Origin of the sequence: Natrinema longum, assembly GCF_017352095.1 — an archaeon.
In the GTDB taxonomy this organism is placed as follows: Archaea; Halobacteriota; Halobacteria; order Halobacteriales; family Natrialbaceae; genus Natrinema; species Natrinema longum.
Genome location: NZ_CP071463.1, coordinates 2,810,667 through 2,832,761 on the forward strand (window position 1 = coordinate 2,810,667; position 22,095 = coordinate 2,832,761).

Genomic DNA, 22,095 nt, shown 5'->3' on the forward strand with positions numbered 1-22,095 from the left:
GCTGGGACGGCACTGACGTACGGTAGTCCGTCCGATCGACTCGGAACCGCCACCCTGAACCGCCCCGCCCGTGTACGCGACGGCGATGGCTATCGACCTGCCGCCCGCAGTCGCCGACGACTGGCGTCGTCTCGGCGGCCGAACCGACGAACGCAGCCTCTCGCTGGCGACGGTTACCGCCGAAACGACCGTCTTCGAACACCGACCGACCGCCGACGCCCTCAAGCGGCTCCGCGCCGACGGCGACGTCCCGGCCCGATCGCTGTTCACCGTCGACCTCGCGATCAGCCCCTCCCTCTCGGCGATCGGGCTCGACCCCGGCGACGCCCTCGAGTTGGCCGCCCCCAAAGCCCGCGAGGTATTCGTCGAGACCGTCGAGGACGATGGCATCGCCGTCGGCGGGGAACGCGCGAGCGAGTTCATCGACCGGCCCGATGGAGCCGTCGGCCATCTCACCGTCCTCGAGGTGGCGTATCCGACCGACGGGGCGACGGCGACCGACGGCGGTACGAGCGACGACACCGGTGACGAAAGCGCGACGATCGACGCCGAAGCCCACGTCGCCGTCTGGCCCGCCGCCGACGCGTACGCAATGGCCGGCGGCATCGTCCCGCTGGAGGCCCCCGACGACGCGGACCTGCTCGCGGCCGCCCTCGACGTCGATCCGACCCGCGACCGCGAGGCGATCGTCGATCTGTTCCGGGGACTCGACCTCGAGCCCGCGTCAGACGATTGATTCGGCTCACGAGCGGGCTCGAGCGTCCGTCGGGTCCTCGTCTCCGGCCCGACCAGTCACATCACCTCCTCCGATCCCGACCGCGAATTCAGGTTCGAGTATCTGATACGACGGGTATCAAAAACCATACTAATTTATCCTCAGGGAGACAACCGAGTGGTATGGATTACCAAGTCGTGGATCCCGAGACGCACGGTCGGCTGTCGGATCGGCCATGCCGGACCCACTCGATCACTGGTGCCGACGACGGGATCACGTTCGACCAGCTCGGCGCTCGGCTGTACGTCGCCGAACCCGGCGAACAGCTCCCGCTCCAGTATCACTATCACGAAACCCAAGAGGAAGCGTTCTACGTCCTCTCGGGGACGCTCAACGTCGAAACCCCCGAGCGCACCTACGACGTCGAGGCGGAGAACGCGTTCCTCGTGGAACCGGGCAACCCACACCGCGCGTTCAACTCTGACGAGTCGACTGACACCGTCCGCGTCCTCGCGATGGGTGCGCCGACGAACGACGGCGGGCAGCCATACGACCCATAATATCACATTCAAATCATTAAAAGAGATACTAAATCGTCACGTCTCTTCTCCGTCCAGGTGGATGGGCCACGGACGACACAGCGGCAGACACCGACGATCCCCACACCAACGGTACGAGAACTGGTGCTTTTTATAAACAGCACCGCAACGTATCGGGTATGCAAACGCACATCGTTCCGGTCGGCTTCGACTACGACCGGCTGATCGCGCCCCTCGTGCGCGATCAGATCGACGTCGACAGCGTCATTCTCCTCGAGGGGGCCGTCGGCAGCGAGGCCAACGTCGAGTACTCGCGACATCTCTCGAAGAAACTCGAGACGGACTTCAAGAACCTGCTCGGGGCCGAGACCGAGCGGTTCGTCTTAGAGGACGTCTACGACTACGACGACGCCTTCGAGCAGGCCTACGAGCTCATCACCGCGGAGCTCGACCGGGGCAACGAGGTCTGGGTCAACGTCGCCGCGATGCCCCGGACGGTGAGTTTCGCCTTCGCCAACGCCGCCCACTCGCTGATGGTCGAACGCCAGGAGGACCGCGAGGGGATCCACACCTACTACACCGCCCCCGAGAAGTACCTCGAGACCGAACTCGCCGAGGAACTGCGCGAGCAGATCACGCTGCTCGAGGACCTCGGCGAGGTCGACGACATCGCGGACGACCGGATCACGAGCCGCCTCGAGAGCGCGTGCGATCTGTTAGACGAGTTCGACGAGCGCGGGACGACGATCGGCGCGAAGGAGATCGACGGCAACCACATCGTCGAGTTGCCGGTCGCCTCTTTCTCGAACGTCAAGCCCTTCGAGGAACTCATCCTCTACAAGCTCGGCGAGGACGGCGAGTTCGACTCCGTCTCGGAACTCGCGGAGTCGCTGGCCCGCGAACTCAACGAGGAGTACACCGATAGCTTCCGGTCGAAGGTCATCTACAACGTCGATCGGCTCGGTCCCGGCGGCAAGGGCTACATCGAACGCGAGGAACACGGCAAGTCCTACCGGACGCGGCTCTCCCGTATCGGCGAGTTGTGGGTGCGAGCCCATTCCGACGACGACTCGAGGTAGCGACGACCGGCCGATCGGTCGGCCGTCTCGCGTCCGCCGGATCAGAGCAGCCCGAGGCGTGATAGTCGAGAGAAGGAGGCCGCGGTGTTCGCGCGGTTGGTCCGTCGGGAATGGCGATCACTCCTCGTCGAACTCGAGGGCGAGGGAATTGATACAGTAGCGTTTGCCCGTCGGGTCGGGGCCGTCTTCGAAGACGTGGCCCAGGTGACCGCCGCAGTTGGCACACAGGACCTCGGTGCGGCGCATGCCGTGGCTGGTGTCGGTTCGGGTTTCGACCAGGTCGTCGTCGACGTCGTAGAAACTGGGCCACCCGCAGCCGGCGTCGAACTTCGTCTCGGAGTCGAACAGTTCGGCCCCGCAACCGGCACAGGCGTAGGAACCGTCCGCCTTGTGATCGACGTACTCCCCGCTAAACGGGGTTTCAGTGCCGGCCTCGCGAAGGATCCGGTACTCCGCGTCGCTCAGTTCCTCGCGCCACTCCTCGTCGCTCGTCGGGACGGCATTCGGCTCGTTGCTCATGGGTGGCCGTTAGTGGGAGACACTCAAGAGTCTGTCTGCCCCGGTGGCCGGTCGCGGCCCGATCGCTCATCGGGAGCGGTGTCCACAACCCATGGAGACGGAGCCTCGACTCGAGCGGGCCGACTCACCGGCTGGTGATGACGTCCGTACTCTCACAGTCGGGACACTGGGTCATCCGGCCGAGTTTCGGAACCTCGATCCGCTGCCATTCGTCGTCCCCGCAAGGTGCTTCGAACCCACAGTTCCGACACCGTGACCGTTCGCGCGTGCGGTGGTCGCTTGCCATACTCCGTGATATGTCATAGGGTCACATAGGCGTTTATGCAGGCAGTTGCGACTATCGGGGATACCAACGGGAGCTGTGACCGGTCGTCGAACGACGACCGGTCACCGCTACGCCACGATTGACAGGGGTGAGCGTGGACCGCGTTGCTCGTCCGGGCCGACCACGCCGATGCGTGCCGTCAGGCCCGTCGAACCGCGTTGGGTTCGATCGGAGATCGGCTCGTCGGTGTCGCTGCGCCCTCGAGGCCCCGACTTCGAGTGAATCGGTGTCGTCGTTCCCCACCCGGTCTCATACGAACTACTGTAAGCCGGTGGGACCGGGACCGCCCTGCGGTCCCACCGGGACATCGGTACAGCAGACCGTCTCAGCGCTCGGATCGTCGCTCGCGTGGATGAGGTGTCCAGCACACCCGATCTCCGTGGGGGTTGTCAACGGACATCTATATAAATATTGACTGCCCAACGCGACCGCTCGGTCGCGAACCGGACGATCGGAGCCATCCCGTTCGTACGACTGGTAGAAACGGACGGGAGCAGCCCTCTTGCTGGCAAACCGGCCGGTCGGTTCAGGAGATCCGATCGGCAGAGAGCACCGGAACGGTCGTCGAACTGTCGATTCCGTCCCCGTGTGCGTGCCACTCCTGTTAAGCGTTAAGCCAGGGTAGGACGTATTCGCAGGCGATGGCTTCCCGGCAGGACCTCGCTGCGGCGACGCTCGAGACGCTCCCGATCACCATCGCCGTCATCGACGACGACGGCGAGATCAGGCTGACGAACCGATCCTGGCGCGAGTTCGCTCCCGAGAGCGAGGACCACCTCGGTGTCGACTACGTTGCGACTGCCGCGACTGCGGACGACGAACACGCCACTCGTGCGGTTGCAGGGATCGAGCGCGTGCTCGACGGCGACCAGGAGTCCTTCGAGATGGAGTACCCCTGTCACTCACCGACGGAAAAGCGCTGGTTCATGATGCGGGCCAGCCGGTTTCGCGACGGCGACGAGCGACTGGTGTCGATCGTCCACGTCGAGATCACCGAGCGGAAACTCGCCGAGATCGCCGCCGAAGAGAACGCCCAACAGGTCCGCGACGAACGGCAGGCGCTCGAACACGTCCTCGAGCGCGTCGACGGGCTCGTCCGTGACGTCACCGACGCCGCCGTCGGTGCGGAGACGCGGGGAGAGATCGAACGCGAAGTCTGTGCGCGGCTTACCGAAACCGATCCCTACGCGCTCGCGTGGATCGGCCGGGCCGACGTCACGAACCGACGGCTGTCCCCCCAGGAGTGGGCCAGCGAGGGGGACGTTTCCCTCGAGGACGACGAACTCGTCATCGGGACCGACGAACGCCATCCCGCGATTCGGGCGTTCGAGGACGGCGACCCACACGTTATCCAGGATCTCGATGCGTTCGACGATGCCGACCGATGGTGGCCAGCGGAGGCCGGCGAACACGTCCGATCGATCATCGCCTTGCCACTGACGTACGGTGAGATCACCTACGGCGTCCTCGTCGTGTTCGCCGCCGATCCCGAGGCCTTCGACGAACGGGAACGCTTCGTTCTCGAGTCGCTGGCGGAGACGATCGCGACCGCGATGAACGCACTCGAAGTCAGGCGGATGCTCACGACCGAGACCGTCGTCTCCATGGCGGTTTCCCTCGAGGACCCGTCGTTGTTCGTCACGGCGTTGTCGACTGCCGTCGACGCCACGATCACCTACCGCGGCGTGACCTACGATGCGGACGGGACGCCGCTCGTCTTCCTCCATGCCGATCGCGAACTCGACGCTGCCAGCGTGCAGAACGCGTTCGCGAACGGACGCGACGTAGAAATCCTCTCCGAGACCGAGAGCGACACCGTCCTCGAGGTCGAGGCCGAAGACGGACTCGTGACGGCGCTGAGCGAGTACGGTGGGGTGATCCAGGAGCTGACAGTCACCGACGGCGTCGCCGATCTCGTCCTCGAACTTCCCGACGGACGGTCCGCACGGTCGGCGTACGACCTGCTCGAGCGCCGATACGACCGCGTCGAACTCGATAGTTATCACGAAACGGAAGAACCCACCCGGACCCGGAAGGACATCGTGACGCGACTCGAGTCGTCGCTGACCGACCGACAGCTCATGGCGCTTCGAAAGGCCTACTACGCGAACTACTTCGAGTGGCCCCGAGACATCTCCGGCGAGGAGTTGGCCGCGTCGATGGACATTTCCCGGTCGACGTACCACCAGCATCTGCGGACTGCCCAGCGGAAACTCCTCGACGAACTCCTCGAGTGATCCGCCGTGCTGGCACTGCGTCCGGCGGTCGCCCGAACATAGTGAGGGGGTGGTATTTTATATGCATCTGTCGTATCATATACATCCGTTCACTGTCGGAGGGTCAACGGGGCAGAGAATGCAACAGGAACACATCGACGCAGGCAAGACGATACAGAAGCGAACCGGGAAGACGTTCTATCTCGCGACGCGGTTCCTTCCCGAGCGAGTGCGCCACGCCACGCACGTCCTCTATGCGTTCTTCCGGATCGCGGACGAGGTCGTCGACGACGCGGCGGACGTCGATCCGGAGACACAGCGCGCGCAACTCGAGGCCATTCGAGCCCAGGCGCTGGGCGAGCAACCACCCGACGATCCGGTGCTCGAGGCGTTCCGGGAACTCACGGAGCGATACGGGATCGACGACGCGGAAATCGAGACGTTCATCGACGCGATGGCGACCGATATCGAGACCAGCCGGTACGAAACCTACAGCGACCTCGAGTCCTACATGCGGGGGTCGGCCGCGTCGGTCGGCGTAATGATGACCGCGATCATGGAGCCGGAGGCCGAGGAGACGGCGCTTCCCCACGCCGTCACGCTCGGCGAGGCGTTCCAGATGACGAACTTCCTGCGGGACGTCCGCGAGGACGTCCTCGAGCGCGATCGGATCTACATCCCTCAGGAAACGCTGCGGGACCACGGGGTCGACACCGAACAGATCGAACGGCTCGAGTACACCGAGTCGTTCGGGGCGGCGATGGCCGCCGAGCTCCAGCGGACCGAAGAGCTCTATCGGGAGGGCGTCGCCGGGATCAGGTACTTACCCGAGGACTGTCAGCTCCCGGTCTTGTTGGCGGCGGTTCTCTACGCGGAACACCACACCGTCATCCGCAATCAGGAGTACGACGTGCTTTCGGCGGAGCCGTCGCTGTCGACGGCACGGAAGTTGTGGTGTCTCGCGAAGACGCGCTGGCACTGGCACTGGAATCGAGATCCCGAAGCAGTGTTCCAGCGGGTCTCGGCGGTTCCAACTGCCGACCGAGACCGACACAGCCCCGAACACGGGGACGGCGTTCCCACCCGGTCGTAACCGTCGCAGTATCAAGCCCCTCGATATAGTGGCTCACCGTTCGTTGTCCTCGCAGCAAAACGGCCGCGTATGGCCACGGAAACCAGTTCCGGGATCGGTGACGAAGAACGACAGATGGCACGCACGACGGCGATCGGGCTCGGTATCTGGCTCGCCCTGACGATCGCCGCCGTGGTGTCGTTGCTCCTGTTCGGCGACGCCATCTCGAGCCTGTTCGTGTGAGACGGTCTCCTGTACGTCATCGCCGGTGAATCGTTACAGCAAACCGTATGAGCCGCCGGGTCGGAGCGATCGCCGTCGTGCCGGCGCTACTCCGAAATATCGTCGCTCGCGAGCGCGGTCGTTTCGGCGACGATGAACTTCGCGAGCTTGCGTTTGGGATGTTCGTCGACCAGATGCTCCTCGAGTTGTTGATCGGCGGCCGGCGGTTCCCGACAGACCGGACACTCGATCGGTTCACGAGTCGCCATAGTGGTGACAACAGTCACACACGCAAAAGTAACTCCCTGGCATACTCGTCCCGGCCACGACCCGTTCCGATTCGGTCCACGTCTCCGCCGTGTTAGGATCCGAGCGACCGGTTCGCAATCGTCGCGAGGTCGTAGCGGTCGGTCCGCAACAGCCCGAGACAGAACAGGCCCGCGACTCCAGCGGCCAGCCAGTTGCCGTACAGCGCGTTGATCGCCCCCCAGAGCAACACGAAGCTCACCAGATCGTCGAGTGCGAACGAACAGGTTCGGACCCGCTCGAGCAGCGCCGCGCGATCGAAGGCCAGTTCGACGAGGAGGACGGCGACGGTCCCGGAGAGGAGCCACCCCCGGTAGTTCGAGGCGGGGACGCCGTAGTAGCCCCCCGGCGGTACGTATTCCCAGAAGCCGATCGCGACGGCTGCGGGGTCGAGCACGAGGTCGATCGCGACGACGGCGGCGATCGCCCCGGGCACTCGCACGAACACGTTCTCGGCCCGTTCGCCGAAGACCAGCAGCGTCAGCAGGTAGGCGTTGAGTACTAGCGGCACGAAAAACAGCGGGAGGGCGAGGGGGATCTCGCCACCCACCATCGGCCCGAGCCGAATCCCGTACTCGAACGCACCGTAGGGCCAGTCCGTCCGCACGCCAACGAGTTCGATCGCGTACGTGTACACAGTCAGGAGGCCGAGAGAGGCGATCGCCCGCCGATCGATGCGGGGCAACAGGGCGACGACCAGCGGCGAGCGCATCACCAGCGTCCCGAACAGGATCAACAGGGGGTTGTACGCGAGCGGCGGCGGCAACAGCTCCTCGGCGCTCGCGACCAGCGTCACTGCCCCGATCACCGGGAAGACCACCGCGATCGTGAACCGATTCTCGCGGACGAGGGCCTCGAGCCGGCGCTGGACCGCCGCTCGTGTCGCGCCACGTTCGGTGCGGGCGCGTTCGCCGTGGGACCCGTCTCTGCCGTCCCGCTCGTGAGGGGACGGCCCCGAGGGAGCGTCCGTCCCCGACCTCGAGGCGGGGTCCGAACCCGGACTCGAGCGGGGTCGATTCGAGTCGCCGCTATCCATGGAGGAGCCTCCAGAGGCCGCCCATCGTCAGGAGCGCGCCGACGACGGTGTTGATCGCCGGGAACCACCAGTACGCTCGGTCGACGGCGACGCTCGCGGTGGCGATCGCGGCGACGAGCCCCGGATAGACGAGCATGAGCGCCCCCAGCCGGACGTCGAGCGTTCCGAACGCGGCCGCGCTCGCGAGCCAACAGCCGGCACAGTAGCCGTAGGTCCGACGTTCGCCGAGTACCGTCGCGGTCGTTCGGATACCGGTCTCGCGGTCGGGCTCGATGTCGGGGATCGCCGAGAAGGTGTGCATCCCCATCGCCCAGAGCCAGCCGCCCGCGATCGCGAGGAGGGGCGGCTGTGTGCCCGAAACGGCGGCGTATGCGGCCGCGCCCGGCGTGATGTAGAGCCCGTTCGAGAGCGAATCGAGCGGCGGCGTCGTCTTGAACCTGGCCGGCGGCGCGCTGTAGGCCGCACCGAGGAGGAGGAACGCGACGAGCCACGGTATCGCGGCTCTGGCCAGCAGCGGCGCGAACAGCAACGGCAGGGCTCCACAGAGCCCGACGGCGAGGGGAACGTACCGCTGTCCCCGGTACCGCGTCTCCCGGTCGTCCTTCTTCGGGTTCGCCGCGTCGATCTCCCGGTCGTAGACGTCGTTGATGCCATAGAGGAAGACGTTCGCCGGCAGGAGGAAGTACGCGAACAGGGCGATCGTGGCCGGGGTAAACAGGTCGTCGACGGACGCCGCGGCGTAGGCGACTCCGACGACGACGGGGCCGGCCAGATACAGCCAGAAGCGCGGCCGCGAGAGGGTCAGCAGGTACGACAGCTGGTCGCCGACGCTGGCTTCACTCGCCGCCGCGGATTTCGAAGTCATCGTTGGAGTCTCGAGCGTGTGCGATCGTGGGTTCGGACCGGGCTCCGTTCGTCCCGACGACTCATTCGTAGCTCACGACGGTCGCGCCGCGATGCCGTGATCCTCGAGTACCTTCTCGGCCGTCAGATCGCCGCTGATGAGACACATCGGGACGCCGATACCGGGTGTGGTGTCACCGCCCACGAAGTAGAGTCCGTCGACTTCTTTCGACCGGTGTGGGGGTCGGAAGAGCGCGGTCTGCCGAAGCGTGTGGGCCAGTCCCAGCGCCGTCCCGCCGTAGCTGTTGTACCGGCCGGCGAAGTCGTCGACCGAGAACCGCTCCTCGAGGACGATCCGCTCCCGGAGGTCGGTCCCCGTATTCGCGGCGATGTCCTCGAGGACGAGGTCGCGATACTCCTCGCGTCGTTCGGGGGTGTCCTCGAGTCCGGGTGCAATCGGGACGAGGACGAACAGGGCGCTGTGGCCCTCGGGCGCGACGGCGTCGTCGGTTTCGGAGGGCACACACAGGTAGTAGGCGGGGTCGTCGGGCCACTGGGGAGCCTCGAAGATCTGATCGAAGTGCTCCTCCCAGTCGGTCGGCAACACGAGCGTGTGGTGGGCGAGTTCGTCGACGTCGCCCTCGACGCCCAGATAGAGCAGGAAGGCGGAGGGCGCGTAGGTCCGTTCGTCCCAGTAATCGGCGTCGTGGCCGCGCCGTTCGGGAGTCAGCAGTTCCTGTTCGGTGTGTGCGTAATCGGCGTTGCTCACGACCAGATCCGATCGGACCGGCCCAGCGGGCGTTTCGACCTCGAACCCGCCCGTGTGGCCCTTGATCTCCGTCGCGGGACGATCGGTCTCGTACTCGACGCCGAGTTCCGCACCCAGTTCCGCGACCCCGTCGATGACCGCACCGATCCCGCCGTCGGGGTACCAGACGCCGAGGTTGAAATCGACGTGGCTCATCAGGTTGTACAGCGCCGGCGTGTTCGTCGGCGAACCGCCCAGGAACACCAGCGTGTACTGCATGATCTGCTGGAGTTTCGGATGGTCGAAGTAGTCCTCGACGTGACCCTGCATCGAGCCCAAAAGCGAGAGCCCCCGCGCCTGTCGAGCCACGTCGAGATCCAGATAATCGCGCAGGCGTTCCCGATCCTCGTAGACGAAGTGTTTCATTCCGACCTCGTAGTTCTCCCGTGACTTCTCGAGGTAGCGTTCGAGTGCGTCGCCGGCACCCGGCTCGTACTCCTCGAAGACGGCTTTCGTCCGCTCGAGGTCCGGCGTGATATCGACCTGGTCACCGTCTTTGAAGAAGATTCGGTAATGGGGATCGAGATGCGAGAGCTCGTAGTAGTCGCTCGGCGTCCGATCGAAGTGGGCGAAGAACCGCTCGAAGACGTCGGGCATCAGATACCACGAAGGACCCATGTCGAATTTGAATCCGTCCTTCTCGAGGCGGCTCGCCCGGCCACCCAGTTGTTCGTTCTTCTCGATGACGCGGACGTCGGCACCCGCATCGGCGAGGTAACAGGCCGTCGAGAGCCCACCGATCCCGCTCCCGATCACGACGACCGACTCACCGGACAGCGATTGCATGGTCGAACGTACGTATCGGACCGCTGTTAAACGTATCTCATACATAGGTAGGGAATCCGATCGGTCGTCGAAACGAACTGGAGAGACGGCATCCCGTGGCATCGGTCGCGATCACCGGGGGTCGATCGTCCGGTGGGTTCCTGTGGCTCGGGTCCGTAACGGACGTATGGACGGCCAGACAGCCATCGTGACCGGTGGAACGCGCGGTATCGGACGCGCCGTCGCCGAAGCGTTCGCAGCCGAGGGAGCGGCCGTCGTCGTCGGCGCTCGAGACGGCACGGACGTCGACGCGACCGTCGACGCGCTCGAGGCGACGGGTGTGAGCGCAGACGGCCACAGGACCGACGTTCGCGACGAGTACGACCTCGAGCGGTTGACCGAGACCGCCTCGCGGACGGGCGGGGAAACGGGTATCGACGTCGTCGTCCCCGCAGCGGGCGTCTACCACGGCGAGGCGGGGCAGACGCCGACGGACGACGAGTCGTATACCGCGTTCGACGATCACTGGCGGACGAACGGTCGCGGCGTCTACGCGACGATCCGCGAGTCGCTGCCCCACCTGAACGACGGGGCGCGGGTGCTCGTGCCGACGGGCTCGGTGGCTCGAGACGGGAAAGCGGGATACGGTTCCTACGCGATCTCGAAGGCGACGGCGGAGGCGGTGACTCGCGGCTTCGCCGCCGACACCGACTACGTCGTGGGCTGTCTGGACCCCGGGATCGTCGCGACGGGGCTGTCGGGAGGGAACGGCCGCGACCCGGACGCCGTCGCTCCGATGTTCGTCTGGGCGGCGACGGAGGCGGAGCCAACGGCCGTCGACGGGGCGGTCGTCGGACTGCGCGAGTGGAAGCAAGCGACGCGGTAACGCTCGAAAACTCGGTCGCTGCGGTAGTCGAGTACCCGATTGCCTCGAGTCGCTCCGACTGCATTTCCGGACCTGGGCGGACCGCTACGTCGAGATGCGCGTCAGTGCACGGACCGACCATCGGGAGTAACGACTGCTCGTGGTTCGCTACGGTCGATTCGACTGGTTCTTCGGACACACGACGGAGCGAACGCTCGCGTGAGCACCGTCTCGCGTCGGTCCGACTGACGACAACGGTTATGCGCACCCGTGTTGTGTGGTATCGTGGTGAACGGAGATGAACGAAGTTGCAACGAAAGCGGTCACCTGCCCGCACTGTGGGGAGAACGCGAGCGTCCCGCTCCCCGGCGGGGAGACGGAGGTGAAAGTGCGGAAATCGATCGCGGCGTTCGGCGATCACACCACGGTCACGTGCTCACAGGGCCATACCTACTGGGTATACTTCTGTTAACACGCCTCCTTTTGCGGTCCTGTCACCGAAATATCGGCGAGCCATCGAATACGAGCGCCAGCGCGGCCGCTACGGGCAACCGATCGGTAGGAGAAATCTAGTAGTTATCGGAACCGATACCGGGGATCAATCGATGTGGCCTTCACGACGCAGTTGATCTGCGTCCTGGCCGGTGTAGCGCCATTCGATGGTGGCTTTCTCGTCTTGCCAGTCCCAGGGTTCGGCGACGACGATGTCGTCTTGCTCGATCCAGGTTCGGTATTTCATGCGACCCGGAATGCGGCCGAGTCGCTCCTCGCCGTCCTCACAGCGGAGGCGAACGTGGTTGCCTCCGAGGTGTTCGGTTACGACGGCGAATACTTCATCGCTGTTGGGCATACGGAGGTTCCGTCGCCCGGAGTCTTCTGTCACAGTTTAACTACGTGCGGTAGACGTTTAAATGGTTGGGGAGTCGTGGTAGCGTGGGCCGTACTGGTGAAAATCCGTTTACCGCTCGTCCGAACGGCCCTCCGATCGTGACCGTTCGTCGGACGAATCACTGTCGATTCGCCGGCTACAATTCGCGATCCGAATCCGGATTCTCGAGTTCCCACAGGAGTTCCGGCAGGAATGCCTCGAGGTTGTCGATAACGCTGCGCTCGCTGACGTTCAGTCCCTCGCAGTGCTCGTGGGCCGAGTCACGAATGTCGACGTGGAGGTCGCCGTCCTCGAGCCAGACGCCGAGGGGAAAGACCGAACAGCGGGTGGGTTTCCAGTCCTCCTCGAGGTGGAGCGAACAGAGGCCGTCCTCCCGGAGGAACGCACAGGCCGAACCGTCCTCGCCGACGTGGTCCTCGCGGTCTTTGCCCTCGCGCGTGACGAATTTCTCGCCGCGAAACTCCGTCGTGGTCTCGGCGAGGTTCGCCCGCTGGGCCAACTCGAGGAGGTCCCTGTCGTAGAGGAGCACGCCGTGGTGACAACACCACGTGCAGTCGTCGACGCACTCGAAGGTAAGCTCGGGATCGAACTCGACGACGACCTCGCGGTCGGGATACACCTCGACGCGTCGGTGGTCGGCGCTCACGTGTCGTCGGTGGGCGCTCGCCGTAAAGTGCCTTTCTACCCGTCGTTTCGAGCCGTCGCCGCTTCCCCGAACGCTCCTGCCCCGTTCTACGTGCGGACCGTCTCCCGCTCGAGCGGCAGGGTCTCGCGCTCGCTCGCATCGACCACGGTGTTGCGGAGCGTGCCGACGCCTTCGTAGGTGATTTCGACGGTGTCGCCGGGTTCGACGAGACCGGGGTTGGCGGGACTGCCGAAGGAGACGACGTCGCCGGGACGGAACGTGACCCGGCGGGAGAGGTGTGCGATGATCTCGTCGGGGTCGAACAACATCAGTTCGGTGTTGGCCTCTTGGCGGCGCTCGCCGGCGACGTCGGTGTACATGTCGATGTCGGTCGGCTCGACCGCGGTCTCGATCCACGGCCCGAGCGGGCCGGACGCGTCGAAGGCCTTCCGGGGCGTCCGCTCGCCCTGGTCGAGCGCGTCCATGTCGTTCAGAATCGTGTAGCCGCGGACGACCCCGGACACCTCGTCTTCCGAGAGGTTCCGACAGGGCTCGTCGATGACGGCCGCGAGCTCGCCGGCGTAGGTCAGTTCGTTCGTGACTGTCGGATACGGAATCGGATCGCCGTGGCCGACGAGCGACGCCGGCGGCTTGATGAAGAAATCGGGCTCGTCGGGGCGTTCGTAGGACATCTGGTCGATCGTCGCCGCGAAGTTCCGGCCGATACAGTACAGCGCCGAGGGCTCACAGGGTGGCAGGAACCCTTCGTCCGCCCCGACCTCGTAGACGCCGTCGGCGGCGTGAACGACGCCGTCCTCGTATCGTCCGGATACCGGGCCATCGTCGGTCGCGATCCGCGCGAGTTTCATTGTCGGCGGTCTCGAGGCCGGGAGATTAGTGGTACCGGTTCGCGGCCGAACCGGTCCGGATCGACCGGGTCGCTCGAGACGACAGTACACGAGCATCCAATTGTGATGCCCGTTTTCCGATCGATGTCATCCTCGTTCCGAATACGCCATATTATAGTATTCGAATGACCAGTTTTATCCATATTTGAGTATATTCGCCCACAACAGTAGAGCTTTAATAGTAGAATCCGTTTGCTTAGGCGAGCAGAAGATGACGAACGGAAACCTGACCGCCGCGGAAGAGGACGTACTGGACGAGATCGAAGACGAAGACATCGACTTCCTTCGGCTGCAGTTTACCGACATTCTGGGGACGGTCAAGAACGTCTCCGTGCCCGCACGCCAGGCCGAGAAGGCCTTCACCGAAGGGATCTACTTCGACGGCTCCTCGATCGAGGGGTTCGTTCGCATTCAGGAATCGGACATGCGGCTCAAGCCCGACCCCGACACGTTCGCGATCCTCCCGTGGCAAAACCGCGAGGACGGTGCATCGGCCCGGATGATCTGCGACGTCATCGACACTTCGACGGGCGAACCCTTCGAGGGCGACCCGCGACGCGTCCTCAAGAACGCACTCGAGCGTGCCGACGATCTGGGCTACACGGTCAACGCCGCGCCCGAGCCGGAGTTCTTCCTCTTCGAGGAGGACGAGGAGGGCCGCGCCACGACGGAGACGGGCGATCACGGCGGCTACTTCGACCTCGCGCCGAAAGACCTCGCCAGCGACGTTCGCCGCGACATCATCTACGGCTTAGAGGACATGGGCTTCGAGATCGAAGCGAGCCATCACGAGGTCGCTCGCGGCCAACACGAGATCAACTTCGAGTACGACGACGCGCTCTCGACGGCCGACAACGTCGCGACGTTCCGTACCGTCGTCCGCGCGATCGCCGCCCAGCACGACCAGCACGCGACCTTCATGCCCAAGCCGATTCCGCGCATCAACGGCTCGGGTATGCACACCCACCTCTCCCTGTTCGAGGACGGTGAGAACGCCTTCCACGACGAGGACGACGAGTTCGACCTCTCGGAGACCGCCCACTCCTTCATCGCCGGCATCCTCGAGCACGCGCCGGCGATCACGGCGGTCTCGAACCCGACGGTCAACAGCTACAAACGGCTCGTGCCCGGCTACGAGGCACCAGTCTACGTCGCCTGGTCGGACCGCAACCGCTCGGCGCTGATCCGCAAGCCCGCGGCCCGCGTCCCGGCCGCCTCGCGCATCGAGGCTCGCTTCCCCGATCCGTCGTGTAACCCCTACCTCGCGCTGGCGGCGCTCATCCACGCCGGCCTCGACGGGATCGAACGCGACCTCGAGTGTCCGGACCCGGTTCGGGAGAACATCTACGAGTTCGACGAGGAGAAACGCGAGGAGTACGGCATCGAGACGCTGCCGACGAACCTCGGCGAAGCCGTCGCGGCACTCGAGGACGACGAGGTCATCTACGGGGCACTCGGCGAGCACGTCGGGCCGAAGTTCGTCGAAGCCAAAGAACAGGAGTTCGAAGACTACCTCGTCGACGTCTCCGACTGGGAGCTCGAGCGCTACCTCGAGACGTTCTGAGCTGCCGTCGAAACGGTCGTTCGCGGTCGGCTCGTTCGGGCACGGGAATCGTCCGGGATCCGACCCCGTCTGTATCAACTGTCGCGGGAACGGCGACGCGGCCGTCGCTTCACGACGACGCCGTCGGGATCAGTTCGCGAGAACGTACTCCGATTCGGCTTGCTCGACGTAGCCGGCACTCGACAGCGAGTTCAGCACGCTCAGGATGTTGATCTTCTTCATCGCCAGTATCTCCCCCAGCTCTTCGATCGTCGCCCCCTCGGCGACCTCCAGGTAGATGTAGACGAGTTTCGCGTGGGCTGACTCGAGATCGTCGGGAACCGGATCGATGCGTGCTCTGCGGCGCGTTTGCGAGGCCATAGTCAGCCGTACGGACCTCGTTCTGGTATATAAATCTACACGTATTTGGAGTACCAATGAATACTAGGACTACATATACTGCGTGGTATCACGCACCAATATCCTCCATCGGGGAGTGTTCATCCCGAAAAACCATGGTTTACGGGGATCCTCGTCCCATCGGCGTATATGACCGCCGACGAGCGACCGACTCCCCCACGGGAGCTGGACCAGGTGAGCCGCGACGTACTCGAGGAACTCGCCGGGAGAGACGTCGCCACCCTCCGGACGATGAGTTCCTATCTCGAGGACGTGGCGACGTGGAAAGCACGACGGACCGACGACGGGGAAGCGACGTCGGCGACGGCCGATCCCGACGCGTACCCCGACGATGTCCCGGAGCGAGCGAGCGTCTCGGTGACCGAGATCGGCGGCACCGAGTACTACTACTATCAGTGGCGCGAGGACGACGAGATCAGATCGCGGACCGAACAGCTGTAGCCGGATGCGGCGCATTACCCGTTATACACCTGGAGCCACGCTGCAGCGCCGCCGGTCGTGGGTGGCTCAAACCGACTCGTAGGGTCCGAGCCGCGTTCCGTCCAGCAAGTAGGCGTCGCCCTCCGCCAGCCCCGCCGGGATGAACGGCGAGAGAAACGACTGCCCGGAGACGTTGATCCAGGTTCCGCCGACGAGGTCGTTGAACGCCGGGAACACGACTACTCCGGGCGGCGATCCGTCCGTCCCCTCGAGCCACGACACCCCCTCGTACTCGGGGCGGTCGCGAAACGGGTCGGGATCGAGCCGCCCCCGCAGCCACGCACGCTCGACGCGACTGCCGCCGACCTCGTCCTCGAGTCGCACGCAGGGATGTTCGTGACCCAGGCAGATCACGTCGCTTTCGAGGACCGCCGGTGTGGGCCACGTGTGGCCGTGACAGACGCCGACGTCGCCGATCGTGATGCCGTCGCCGGAAACGACGGTGACGTCCGAACCGATATCGTCACTGTCCGTGAGCCAGGTTTCGATTCGACCGTCGTGATTCCCCTTGACGACGGTGACTGCAAACGTCGCCGGAAACGACTCGAACAGCACCTCGAGTTCGCCGCGTTCGGCCCCGCCCGGCTCGCCGATCGAGTGCATGAGATCGCCGAGGACGACCAGCCGATCCGGACGGACTCGCTCGAGGAGTGCCAGCAACTGCTCGCGCCGGTCCGGCGCTCGACTGGGAACGTCGACGCCGCGCTCGTATCGCAGGCCGGCCTCGTAACCGGCGTGATAGTCGGCGACGAACAAGACGCGTTGGCTCCCGACTGTGGCCGTCGCGGCCGGTTCGCCGGGGAGAGGCTCGACTCGCGGCGGCGTCGACGCGGGTCCGGACGCGGAGCGACGGTGACCGTCTCCCATCGTCGGCCGATCAGATCGCCTTCAGCGTCTCGTCGTCGGGTTCGTAACACTGACCGCCCATCAGGGCATCCTGGATCGCGTCCTCGACCTCGTCGGTGGACGCTCCGGTGTCGGCGGCGACCCGCTCGATCAGCGCCGCTCGATCGGCACCGTCACCGTCGTCGAGGTCGGCCATGGTCTCGACGACGTAGTCGGCCAGATCGACGTCGTCGGCCGGTTCGTCCTCGCCTTCGGCCTCATCGGCTTCCGAGCCCTCGTCGGCCGGTGACTCGTCCGCATCCGATTCCGGCTCCGCCTCGTTCGTGGGTTCCGGCTCCTGCTCGAGGGACTCGTCCGCTCGGCCGTCGTCCGCGGCCTCGAGTCCCGATTCGGGCGGCGAGCCGAGATCGTCGGCCGGCTCGGTAGCGTCCGTCTCGCCCGTGCCGTCGTCGGCCGCGGGCTCGTCTTCGCCCCATCCCGAATCGCGCTCCGTCTCGCCGACCTCGTCCGCCTCGGGTTCGGGCACGTCGATGTCGGCCGCACCGGGCTCGTCGACCTCGCTGCCGGTCGTGAACTCCGCGCCGAACTCCGCCTCGAGTTGTTCGCGTTCCTCCTCGTCCATCTCGTACATGCCGTCGTCTCCGTCGCCGGCATCGAAGTCGCCGAGTTCGTCGTCGCCGCTGGCGTCGTCGCCGGCTGCCGTCGCACCGTCGCCCTCGGCTGTGGTCGCGTCGATCTCGGACTCGGAACCGGTCGCGGTGGTCTCTGACTCGCCGGTGTCGCTCGAGTCCGCGTCGGAGTCGGCGTCGGCTGTGTCGGTCTCGACGTCGGCCGTCCCCGTCTCGAGGTCGGCATCGATGTCGGTCGTAGAAGCGGTATCCGTGCCGTCGCTCGTCGCCGTCCCGGCGGCGGAGCCGTGCTGTGTGTCCGCTGGGTCGGCCGCTTGTGGGCTCCCGCCGGCCGTCGCCATCGCAGGCTCCATCGACTGCGGTTCGGCCTCGGGTGTCGAGTCGGCGCTGGCTTCGAGGGCCTCGCGATCGACGCCGTCGAGATCGGCAAGCGACGCGAACGTCGTCTCGAAGTCGGGGGTGGTCGCGTCGGGTGCGATGTCGAGCCCGCTCACCTGATCGCGGTCGCCCGCGACGACCTCGACCGCCTCGAGCGTACACGCTCGCAGGGCTGCCAGATACGACGGCGTCGTCCCGTAGTGGTCCTGTGCGAGCGGAACGCCCGCCGCGAGGCCGGACTCGACGCCGGCCTCGAGCAGGGCGTCGGTCAGGGTCTCGCCGCTCGCGTCTAGCTCGGCGGCTCCGGCGTAGGTGCCGATCCGATCGATCGTCTGTTCGGCCGCGCTGACGACCCAGCGGTCCCGGGTGTCGGCGTCGACCGTCGCGATGCTTTCCGGGCGGATCGAGGTGTATACCTGGTCCGAATCGTCGGGCTGGAAGGTTCGAGCCTTCCCCGTCACGGCGACGAATTCGGGGGGCTCCGTTCCCTCGAGGAAGGCCAGTTCGTCGGGCTGGTACTGGCCGGCGTAGACGACGAACGCGCCGGTCGGGTCGACGACGCGGGCACGGACCATCTCGTCGTTGACCGACGTGACTTCGGTGAGCGTCCCGACGACGAAGACGCGGTTGAGTCGGGCACCGGTCGGCGTGATCACGTAGTTGGGAGCCCGTTCCTCGTCGCTCTCGGCGTAGGACAGCGTCGCGTCGTCGTACTCGGCCGCGAAGAGCCGGTAGGCGAGTTCTCGTCCCGGCACCTCGTCGTCGCCGTTGCCGTCGCCGTTCGCGCTCATGCGTCCACCTCCTCGAGGAAGGCAGTCGCACGGGCGGCCGGATCGTCGTCGCTCTCCTCGAAGGTCTCGGCGTCGAGGTTCGCGCCGTACTCGTCGACCGAGAGGTGACCGCGCACGCGGTATTCACGACCGACGATTCGCTCGCGGATCCGGTCCGCGACGACCTCCTGGTCCATGGCTTCCCGGGCCTGTTCTAAGGCGTCGTCCAAGGTGCCGCCGTAGACCCGTTCGGTGAGTTCGTCGTCGAGGACGACGGTAACGGTGCCGGTGCCGTCGTCGAGGATCGCCTTGACGCGGAGGTCGTCGATACCCTCGACGTCGCCGTGCGTTCTGCACTGTCCCTTCTGGATGACCCGGTAACACTCCGGACAGCGCTGGATCAGCCCGGAGCCGTCACGGACCGCGAGCAGGTTGCCCACGACTTCGACGTCGTAGATACCGCCCGTGCCGACGGCGTCGCCGACATCCATCGTCGACGTGTCGCTGCCGACGTCGATCTCCCGGTCGAGTTCGGTGACCGTCGAGAACGCCGAGACGTTGACTTCGGGCACGCCCCGGAACTCCTGGACGTACGCGTTCTCGATGCGGACCGAGCCGCCGTCCTCGATTTCGGGTTCGGGGTCCCAGTTCGTAAACGGCAGGCGACCGCTCTCGTCGCCGAAGACGCCGCTCAGGATGTCCGTCTCGCCGTCCCGTCCGTCGATCGTCTTGCGCTCGCAGTCGACGACCGTGACCTCGATCGTGACCGCGCGATCGCCGGTCCGGAGGTCGGCCAGCTGTGCCTCGCCGCCGATCTCGTAGGGCACTTCGAGCGAGCCGTCCTGAAACGACAGCGAGGTGCTCTCGCCGAGGTTGAGTTCGGGTTCGCCGTCCCACTCGCGGACGCCGGCGTTGCCCGCGGTGATCGTATCGCCGGGCTCGAGGCCGAAGTCCTCCCAGGCGGTGTAGTCGATGACGCCGGTCTCGTCGGCCAGTCGGCCTTCGACGATGACGTGATCGGAGCCCTGATAGCGGATCGACCGCTCGCCTGCCGTCAGGACGACGCCCGTCACGGTGACGTTGCTCTCGTCGGGCGTGATCTCGGCGATGTCCTTCGCGGACGGGGTCCCGCCACCGCCGCTGGATCCGTCGCCGTACTTCCGCCGGAGGCTCTGTTTGGCCTCGTCAACCGGGACGCTGTACTCCACCAAATTCTGCAGGTCGGCTTTGACCTCCTCTTTGTCAACACCGAGGTCGGAGGCGAGATCCTCGGCATGATCGTCGAGTTCCATCGTTTGCCTTTCGAGTTGGGGCATAAAAAGCGTTCCCGCAGGGCGGTGACCGTGAGCCGGTCGGCGCTCGCGGAGCGCCGCTCGTCATATATCCTGTCGAATTGCAGGTCAAATCATAGAACGGGTCCCGGAGAAATCATCGGGCGTATGGCTACCGTCGAGACCATCCTTTCGTCGATCTTCAGTACTGTCCTCGAACTCCATTCGGGTCAGCTCGGACTCCTCTCGGGGATTCTCATCGGTATCCTCTACTGGCACGGCTACCGCCGCTCGTCGCTCGTCCTCCTCACTGCGTTCTATCTGCTGGCGCTCGGTCTCGTGCCTGCCTCCACCAGGGGAATGGTCGTAGTTCAATCCAAGCCGTGGTACTTCTGCTCGCTCCTCGTTCTCACCTCGCTTGCCGCGATCAGCGCGCGCGTCGTCTGGACCCGGGTCTCCCACTCGAGTCAGCCCCGCTCGCTGGACGTCGGACACGGCGGGAATCTGTAACGCTCACTCGCGCTCGCGCGTGACCGGGAGCCGGACCCGAACGCTCGATTCGCGGAGCCACCAGCCGATCTCGAGGCTGGCCCAGGTCAGCCCCGACAGGAGCCCGACAGCGATGGCGGCGGCCTCTCCCTTGCCGATCCAGACCGGTGCCACGAAAATCAACGCGTTGGTGAGCCGGTGAGGGAGAACGCGCTCGAGAAGGCGACCCACGAATTCGACCGGTCCGAACCCGCGGGTATCGGTGTCGCCGCCGTCGGTGACGGTCCGGGACTCGAGTCCGAGTTCCTGTGCGCTCTGGCCGCCCTCGCTTTCGGCACCCGTCTCGAGACGCTCCGCGTCGTAGGGGAGCGTGGAGCCGACTTGCCAGACGACGGCCCCGGAGGCGTTGACTTCCATCACGCGATTGCCGTGGGTGTCGGTGATGAGCGTGTTGCCGTTGGGGAGCCGGTCGGCATCGCGGGGCCATTGGATCCGATCGTCTTCCCACTCCCAGGTTCGATTCCACTCCCCATCCTCGCGCTGGAACTCCTGGACGCGCCCGTTTTCGGAGTCCGCAACGACGACGGCCGGGCCGCCCCGACTTTCGGGCACGTAATCCGGATTGTGCTGTTCGTACATGGTCCCGTACTCGTTCTCTGCCCCGAGCGTCCAGTTCTCGAGGAGCCCCTCCCGACGGTCGAGGAAGACGACCTGATCCTGGTTGCGGAGGCTGACCATGATTCGACCCGCCATCGCTCCGCGCTCGATGTATTCGACGTCGTTGATGTGGGCCCAGTCGCGGGGGAACGAATGGCCGCTCTCGAGGGAGAAGTCGCTCTGGGCGTCCCAGAGCCACTCGACGATCTCCGTCTCCGTGTTCACGATGAAGACCTGATCCGCCACGATGTCGGCGACGACGACGTGGCTCTCGTTGATGCGATCCATGTCGTGCCACTCGCCGGCGGTTTCCTTGTGATCGTAGCGCTCGTAGAGCACCTCGACCTCGCCGGTCTCGAGGTCGGCCCGTTCGATGACGTTCAGCGCACACGGGGGCTCGGAGCAGGTGGGGCCCGCCGTGTGGATCGTGTCCGTCGCGGTGTACTCGACGGTCAGCGGGTCGTCTTCGACGGGGTCGACGTCGAAGTACTTCGTTCGCGTGTTGTTGTAGTAGAGCACGTCGCCGTCGGGTTCGTAGGCCGTAATCGTTCCGGCACGGCCCGATTCGGTGACGACGGTGTGGTTCTCGGTCGGCGGGGCCGCCGGAACAGCCGCTTTCGACGCCGTCGAGAGCCCGCCCGACGCCGAACTGGCGACGACGGCAGCCGAGAGCAACACGAGGACGGCGAAGGCGATCCGGAGCCGACAGCGCGTGAGCGCCGATCGAACGCCAGCGAGCGACGGACGTGACCGGTCAATCACGCGAGGCCCCCTCGAACACGGGCGGATTCGTCTGGGAAGCCATCGATAGTCGGTTTCAGCGTGAGATACTAGTACGTTTTTTCACTCGTCGATGACTGTCACGGAATCGAACCGAGTA

Annotated in this window: 25 protein-coding genes; 11 read left to right on the forward strand and 14 right to left on the reverse strand. The window is 65.4% G+C overall.

Annotated elements, in window-relative coordinates; genetic code table 11:
- The first annotated feature begins 85 nt into the window (after window positions 1-85).
- The 3 genes from J0X27_RS13865 to J0X27_RS13875 all read left to right on the forward strand — a co-directional run bounded on the left by J0X27_RS13865 (window position 86) and on the right by J0X27_RS13875 (window position 2,333).
- The gene (locus J0X27_RS13865) at window positions 86-736 is read left to right on the forward strand and encodes a DUF6517 family protein (protein ID WP_207269760.1); all 651 of its coding nucleotides are present in this window, start codon (window positions 86-88) and stop codon (window positions 734-736) included.
- 161 nt (window positions 737-897) lie between these two features.
- Complete coding sequence (locus tag J0X27_RS13870) at window positions 898-1,275, forward strand: cupin domain-containing protein (protein ID WP_207269761.1); 378 nt, start codon at window positions 898-900, stop codon at window positions 1,273-1,275.
- A gap of 158 nt (window positions 1,276-1,433) precedes the next feature.
- Complete coding sequence (locus J0X27_RS13875; protein WP_207269762.1) at window positions 1,434-2,333, forward strand: HFX_2341 family transcriptional regulator; 900 nt, start codon at window positions 1,434-1,436, stop codon at window positions 2,331-2,333.
- A 117-nt stretch (window positions 2,334-2,450) separates the two neighbouring features.
- Here the strand turns inward: J0X27_RS13875 and msrB are convergent, their stop codons facing one another.
- On the reverse strand, window positions 2,451-2,852 hold the full coding sequence (msrB, locus tag J0X27_RS13880; protein WP_207269763.1) for a peptide-methionine (R)-S-oxide reductase MsrB: 402 nt from the start codon (window positions 2,850-2,852) through the stop codon (window positions 2,451-2,453).
- Between the two features lie 124 nt (window positions 2,853-2,976).
- Complete coding sequence (locus tag J0X27_RS13885) at window positions 2,977-3,138, reverse strand: hypothetical protein (protein WP_207269764.1); 162 nt, start codon at window positions 3,136-3,138, stop codon at window positions 2,977-2,979.
- Window positions 3,139-3,818: 680 nt separating this feature from the next.
- Here J0X27_RS13885 and J0X27_RS13890 point away from each other — a divergent pair.
- The 3 genes from J0X27_RS13890 to J0X27_RS13900 all read left to right on the forward strand — a co-directional run bounded on the left by J0X27_RS13890 (window position 3,819) and on the right by J0X27_RS13900 (window position 6,708).
- Entirely contained in the window at window positions 3,819-5,414 is a 1,596-nt protein-coding gene (locus tag J0X27_RS13890; protein ID WP_207269765.1) for a bacterio-opsin activator domain-containing protein, read from the forward strand.
- Window positions 5,415-5,532: 118 nt separating this feature from the next.
- A complete protein-coding gene (locus J0X27_RS13895) occupies window positions 5,533-6,486 on the forward strand; it encodes a phytoene/squalene synthase family protein (protein ID WP_207269766.1) in 954 nt (317 codons plus the stop codon).
- 69 nt (window positions 6,487-6,555) lie between these two features.
- Window positions 6,556-6,708, forward strand: coding sequence for a hypothetical protein (locus tag J0X27_RS13900; protein ID WP_207269767.1), 153 nt, complete (start codon window positions 6,556-6,558; stop codon window positions 6,706-6,708).
- An 86-nt stretch (window positions 6,709-6,794) separates the two neighbouring features.
- Here J0X27_RS13900 and J0X27_RS13905 read toward each other — a convergent pair whose 3' ends face one another.
- From J0X27_RS13905 to J0X27_RS13920, 4 genes are all read right to left on the reverse strand, one after another.
- On the reverse strand, window positions 6,795-6,956 hold the full coding sequence (locus tag J0X27_RS13905) for a hypothetical protein (protein ID WP_207269768.1): 162 nt from the start codon (window positions 6,954-6,956) through the stop codon (window positions 6,795-6,797).
- A gap of 92 nt (window positions 6,957-7,048) precedes the next feature.
- Window positions 7,049-8,029 carry a bisanhydrobacterioruberin hydratase gene (cruF, locus tag J0X27_RS13910; protein ID WP_207269769.1) on the reverse strand — a complete coding sequence of 327 codons (981 nt, stop codon included), beginning with the start codon at window positions 8,027-8,029 and terminating at the stop codon, window positions 7,049-7,051.
- Window positions 8,022-8,894: a prenyltransferase gene (locus tag J0X27_RS13915; RefSeq protein WP_207269770.1), complete on the reverse strand. Its 873-nt coding sequence runs from the start codon at window positions 8,892-8,894 to the stop codon at window positions 8,022-8,024. The genes cruF and J0X27_RS13915 overlap by 8 nt, the downstream gene beginning before the upstream one ends.
- A gap of 72 nt (window positions 8,895-8,966) precedes the next feature.
- Complete coding sequence (locus J0X27_RS13920) at window positions 8,967-10,466, reverse strand: phytoene desaturase family protein (RefSeq protein ID WP_207269771.1); 1,500 nt, start codon at window positions 10,464-10,466, stop codon at window positions 8,967-8,969.
- 166 nt (window positions 10,467-10,632) lie between these two features.
- Between J0X27_RS13920 and J0X27_RS13925 the strand changes: the two genes are divergently transcribed.
- On the forward strand, window positions 10,633-11,331 hold the full coding sequence (locus tag J0X27_RS13925) for an SDR family NAD(P)-dependent oxidoreductase (protein WP_207269772.1): 699 nt from the start codon (window positions 10,633-10,635) through the stop codon (window positions 11,329-11,331).
- A gap of 277 nt (window positions 11,332-11,608) precedes the next feature.
- On the forward strand, window positions 11,609-11,782 hold the full coding sequence (locus J0X27_RS13930; RefSeq protein ID WP_207269773.1) for a hypothetical protein: 174 nt from the start codon (window positions 11,609-11,611) through the stop codon (window positions 11,780-11,782).
- Between the two features lie 126 nt (window positions 11,783-11,908).
- Here the strand turns inward: J0X27_RS13930 and J0X27_RS13935 are convergent, their stop codons facing one another.
- The 3 genes from J0X27_RS13935 to J0X27_RS13945 form a co-directional block, all read right to left on the reverse strand.
- Entirely contained in the window at window positions 11,909-12,193 is a 285-nt protein-coding gene (locus J0X27_RS13935) for a translation initiation factor eIF-1A (protein WP_081603348.1), read from the reverse strand.
- 142 nt (window positions 12,194-12,335) lie between these two features.
- Window positions 12,336-12,845 (reverse strand): YkgJ family cysteine cluster protein, encoded by a 510-nt coding sequence (locus J0X27_RS13940; protein ID WP_207269774.1) that lies wholly within the window; start codon window positions 12,843-12,845, stop codon window positions 12,336-12,338.
- Between the two features lie 86 nt (window positions 12,846-12,931).
- Window positions 12,932-13,693, reverse strand: a complete 762-nt coding sequence (locus tag J0X27_RS13945; RefSeq protein WP_207269775.1) for a fumarylacetoacetate hydrolase family protein — start codon at window positions 13,691-13,693, stop codon at window positions 12,932-12,934.
- A 250-nt stretch (window positions 13,694-13,943) separates the two neighbouring features.
- Between J0X27_RS13945 and glnA the strand changes: the two genes are divergently transcribed.
- On the forward strand, window positions 13,944-15,296 hold the full coding sequence (gene glnA / locus J0X27_RS13950) for a type I glutamate--ammonia ligase (RefSeq protein WP_207269776.1): 1,353 nt from the start codon (window positions 13,944-13,946) through the stop codon (window positions 15,294-15,296).
- A gap of 129 nt (window positions 15,297-15,425) precedes the next feature.
- On the opposite strand, the gene J0X27_RS13955 is transcribed toward glnA, so the two are convergent.
- On the reverse strand, window positions 15,426-15,656 hold the full coding sequence (locus tag J0X27_RS13955) for a MarR family transcriptional regulator (protein WP_207269777.1): 231 nt from the start codon (window positions 15,654-15,656) through the stop codon (window positions 15,426-15,428).
- Between the two features lie 168 nt (window positions 15,657-15,824).
- Between J0X27_RS13955 and J0X27_RS13960 the strand changes: the two genes are divergently transcribed.
- On the forward strand, window positions 15,825-16,136 hold the full coding sequence (locus J0X27_RS13960) for a hypothetical protein (protein ID WP_207269778.1): 312 nt from the start codon (window positions 15,825-15,827) through the stop codon (window positions 16,134-16,136).
- A gap of 66 nt (window positions 16,137-16,202) precedes the next feature.
- On the opposite strand, the gene J0X27_RS13965 is transcribed toward J0X27_RS13960, so the two are convergent.
- The 3 genes from J0X27_RS13965 to J0X27_RS13975 are packed head-to-tail and all read right to left on the reverse strand — an operon-like array spanning window position 16,203 to window position 20,090.
- The gene (locus tag J0X27_RS13965) at window positions 16,203-17,042 is read right to left on the reverse strand and encodes a metallophosphoesterase (RefSeq protein ID WP_207269779.1); all 840 of its coding nucleotides are present in this window, start codon (window positions 17,040-17,042) and stop codon (window positions 16,203-16,205) included.
- Between the two features lie 10 nt (window positions 17,043-17,052).
- A complete protein-coding gene (locus J0X27_RS13970) occupies window positions 17,053-18,819 on the reverse strand; it encodes a hypothetical protein (protein ID WP_207269780.1) in 1,767 nt (588 codons plus the stop codon).
- Complete coding sequence (locus J0X27_RS13975) at window positions 18,816-20,090, reverse strand: Single-stranded DNA binding protein (protein WP_207269781.1); 1,275 nt, start codon at window positions 20,088-20,090, stop codon at window positions 18,816-18,818. The genes J0X27_RS13970 and J0X27_RS13975 overlap by 4 nt, the downstream gene beginning before the upstream one ends.
- A gap of 147 nt (window positions 20,091-20,237) precedes the next feature.
- Here J0X27_RS13975 and J0X27_RS13980 point away from each other — a divergent pair, with 147 nt between their 5' ends.
- Window positions 20,238-20,579: a hypothetical protein gene (locus tag J0X27_RS13980; protein WP_207269782.1), complete on the forward strand. Its 342-nt coding sequence runs from the start codon at window positions 20,238-20,240 to the stop codon at window positions 20,577-20,579.
- Between the two features lie 3 nt (window positions 20,580-20,582).
- Here J0X27_RS13980 and J0X27_RS13985 read toward each other — a convergent pair whose 3' ends face one another.
- Window positions 20,583-21,977, reverse strand: coding sequence for an aryl-sulfate sulfotransferase (locus tag J0X27_RS13985; RefSeq protein WP_207269783.1), 1,395 nt, complete (start codon window positions 21,975-21,977; stop codon window positions 20,583-20,585).
- Between the last annotated feature and the right edge of the window lie 118 nt (window positions 21,978-22,095).

Bases quoted from the DNA above. Each gene is read 5' to 3' on its own strand.
- J0X27_RS13865 (WP_207269760.1), top strand. From the start codon at position 86: ATGGCTATCGACCTGCCGCCCGCAGTCGCCGACGACTGGCGTCGTCTC.
- J0X27_RS13870 (WP_207269761.1), top strand. From the start codon at position 898: ATGGATTACCAAGTCGTGGATCCCGAGACGCACGGTCGGCTGTCGGAT.
- J0X27_RS13875 (WP_207269762.1), top strand. From the start codon at position 1,434: ATGCAAACGCACATCGTTCCGGTCGGCTTCGACTACGACCGGCTGATC.
- msrB (WP_207269763.1), bottom strand. From the start codon at position 2,852: ATGAGCAACGAGCCGAATGCCGTCCCGACGAGCGACGAGGAGTGGCGC.
- J0X27_RS13885 (WP_207269764.1), bottom strand. From the start codon at position 3,138: ATGGCAAGCGACCACCGCACGCGCGAACGGTCACGGTGTCGGAACTGT.
- J0X27_RS13890 (WP_207269765.1), top strand. From the start codon at position 3,819: ATGGCTTCCCGGCAGGACCTCGCTGCGGCGACGCTCGAGACGCTCCCG.
- J0X27_RS13895 (WP_207269766.1), top strand. From the start codon at position 5,533: ATGCAACAGGAACACATCGACGCAGGCAAGACGATACAGAAGCGAACC.
- J0X27_RS13900 (WP_207269767.1), top strand. From the start codon at position 6,556: ATGGCCACGGAAACCAGTTCCGGGATCGGTGACGAAGAACGACAGATG.
- J0X27_RS13905 (WP_207269768.1), bottom strand. From the start codon at position 6,956: ATGGCGACTCGTGAACCGATCGAGTGTCCGGTCTGTCGGGAACCGCCG.
- cruF (WP_207269769.1), bottom strand. From the start codon at position 8,029: ATGGATAGCGGCGACTCGAATCGACCCCGCTCGAGTCCGGGTTCGGAC.
- J0X27_RS13915 (WP_207269770.1), bottom strand. From the start codon at position 8,894: ATGACTTCGAAATCCGCGGCGGCGAGTGAAGCCAGCGTCGGCGACCAG.
- J0X27_RS13920 (WP_207269771.1), bottom strand. From the start codon at position 10,466: ATGCAATCGCTGTCCGGTGAGTCGGTCGTCGTGATCGGGAGCGGGATC.
- J0X27_RS13925 (WP_207269772.1), top strand. From the start codon at position 10,633: ATGGACGGCCAGACAGCCATCGTGACCGGTGGAACGCGCGGTATCGGA.
- J0X27_RS13930 (WP_207269773.1), top strand. From the start codon at position 11,609: ATGAACGAAGTTGCAACGAAAGCGGTCACCTGCCCGCACTGTGGGGAG.
- J0X27_RS13945 (WP_207269775.1), bottom strand. From the start codon at position 13,693: ATGAAACTCGCGCGGATCGCGACCGACGATGGCCCGGTATCCGGACGA.
- glnA (WP_207269776.1), top strand. From the start codon at position 13,944: ATGACGAACGGAAACCTGACCGCCGCGGAAGAGGACGTACTGGACGAG.
- J0X27_RS13955 (WP_207269777.1), bottom strand. From the start codon at position 15,656: ATGGCCTCGCAAACGCGCCGCAGAGCACGCATCGATCCGGTTCCCGAC.
- J0X27_RS13960 (WP_207269778.1), top strand. From the start codon at position 15,825: ATGACCGCCGACGAGCGACCGACTCCCCCACGGGAGCTGGACCAGGTG.
- J0X27_RS13965 (WP_207269779.1), bottom strand. From the start codon at position 17,042: ATGGGAGACGGTCACCGTCGCTCCGCGTCCGGACCCGCGTCGACGCCG.
- J0X27_RS13970 (WP_207269780.1), bottom strand. From the start codon at position 18,819: ATGAGCGCGAACGGCGACGGCAACGGCGACGACGAGGTGCCGGGACGA.
- J0X27_RS13975 (WP_207269781.1), bottom strand. From the start codon at position 20,090: ATGGAACTCGACGATCATGCCGAGGATCTCGCCTCCGACCTCGGTGTT.
- J0X27_RS13980 (WP_207269782.1), top strand. From the start codon at position 20,238: ATGGCTACCGTCGAGACCATCCTTTCGTCGATCTTCAGTACTGTCCTC.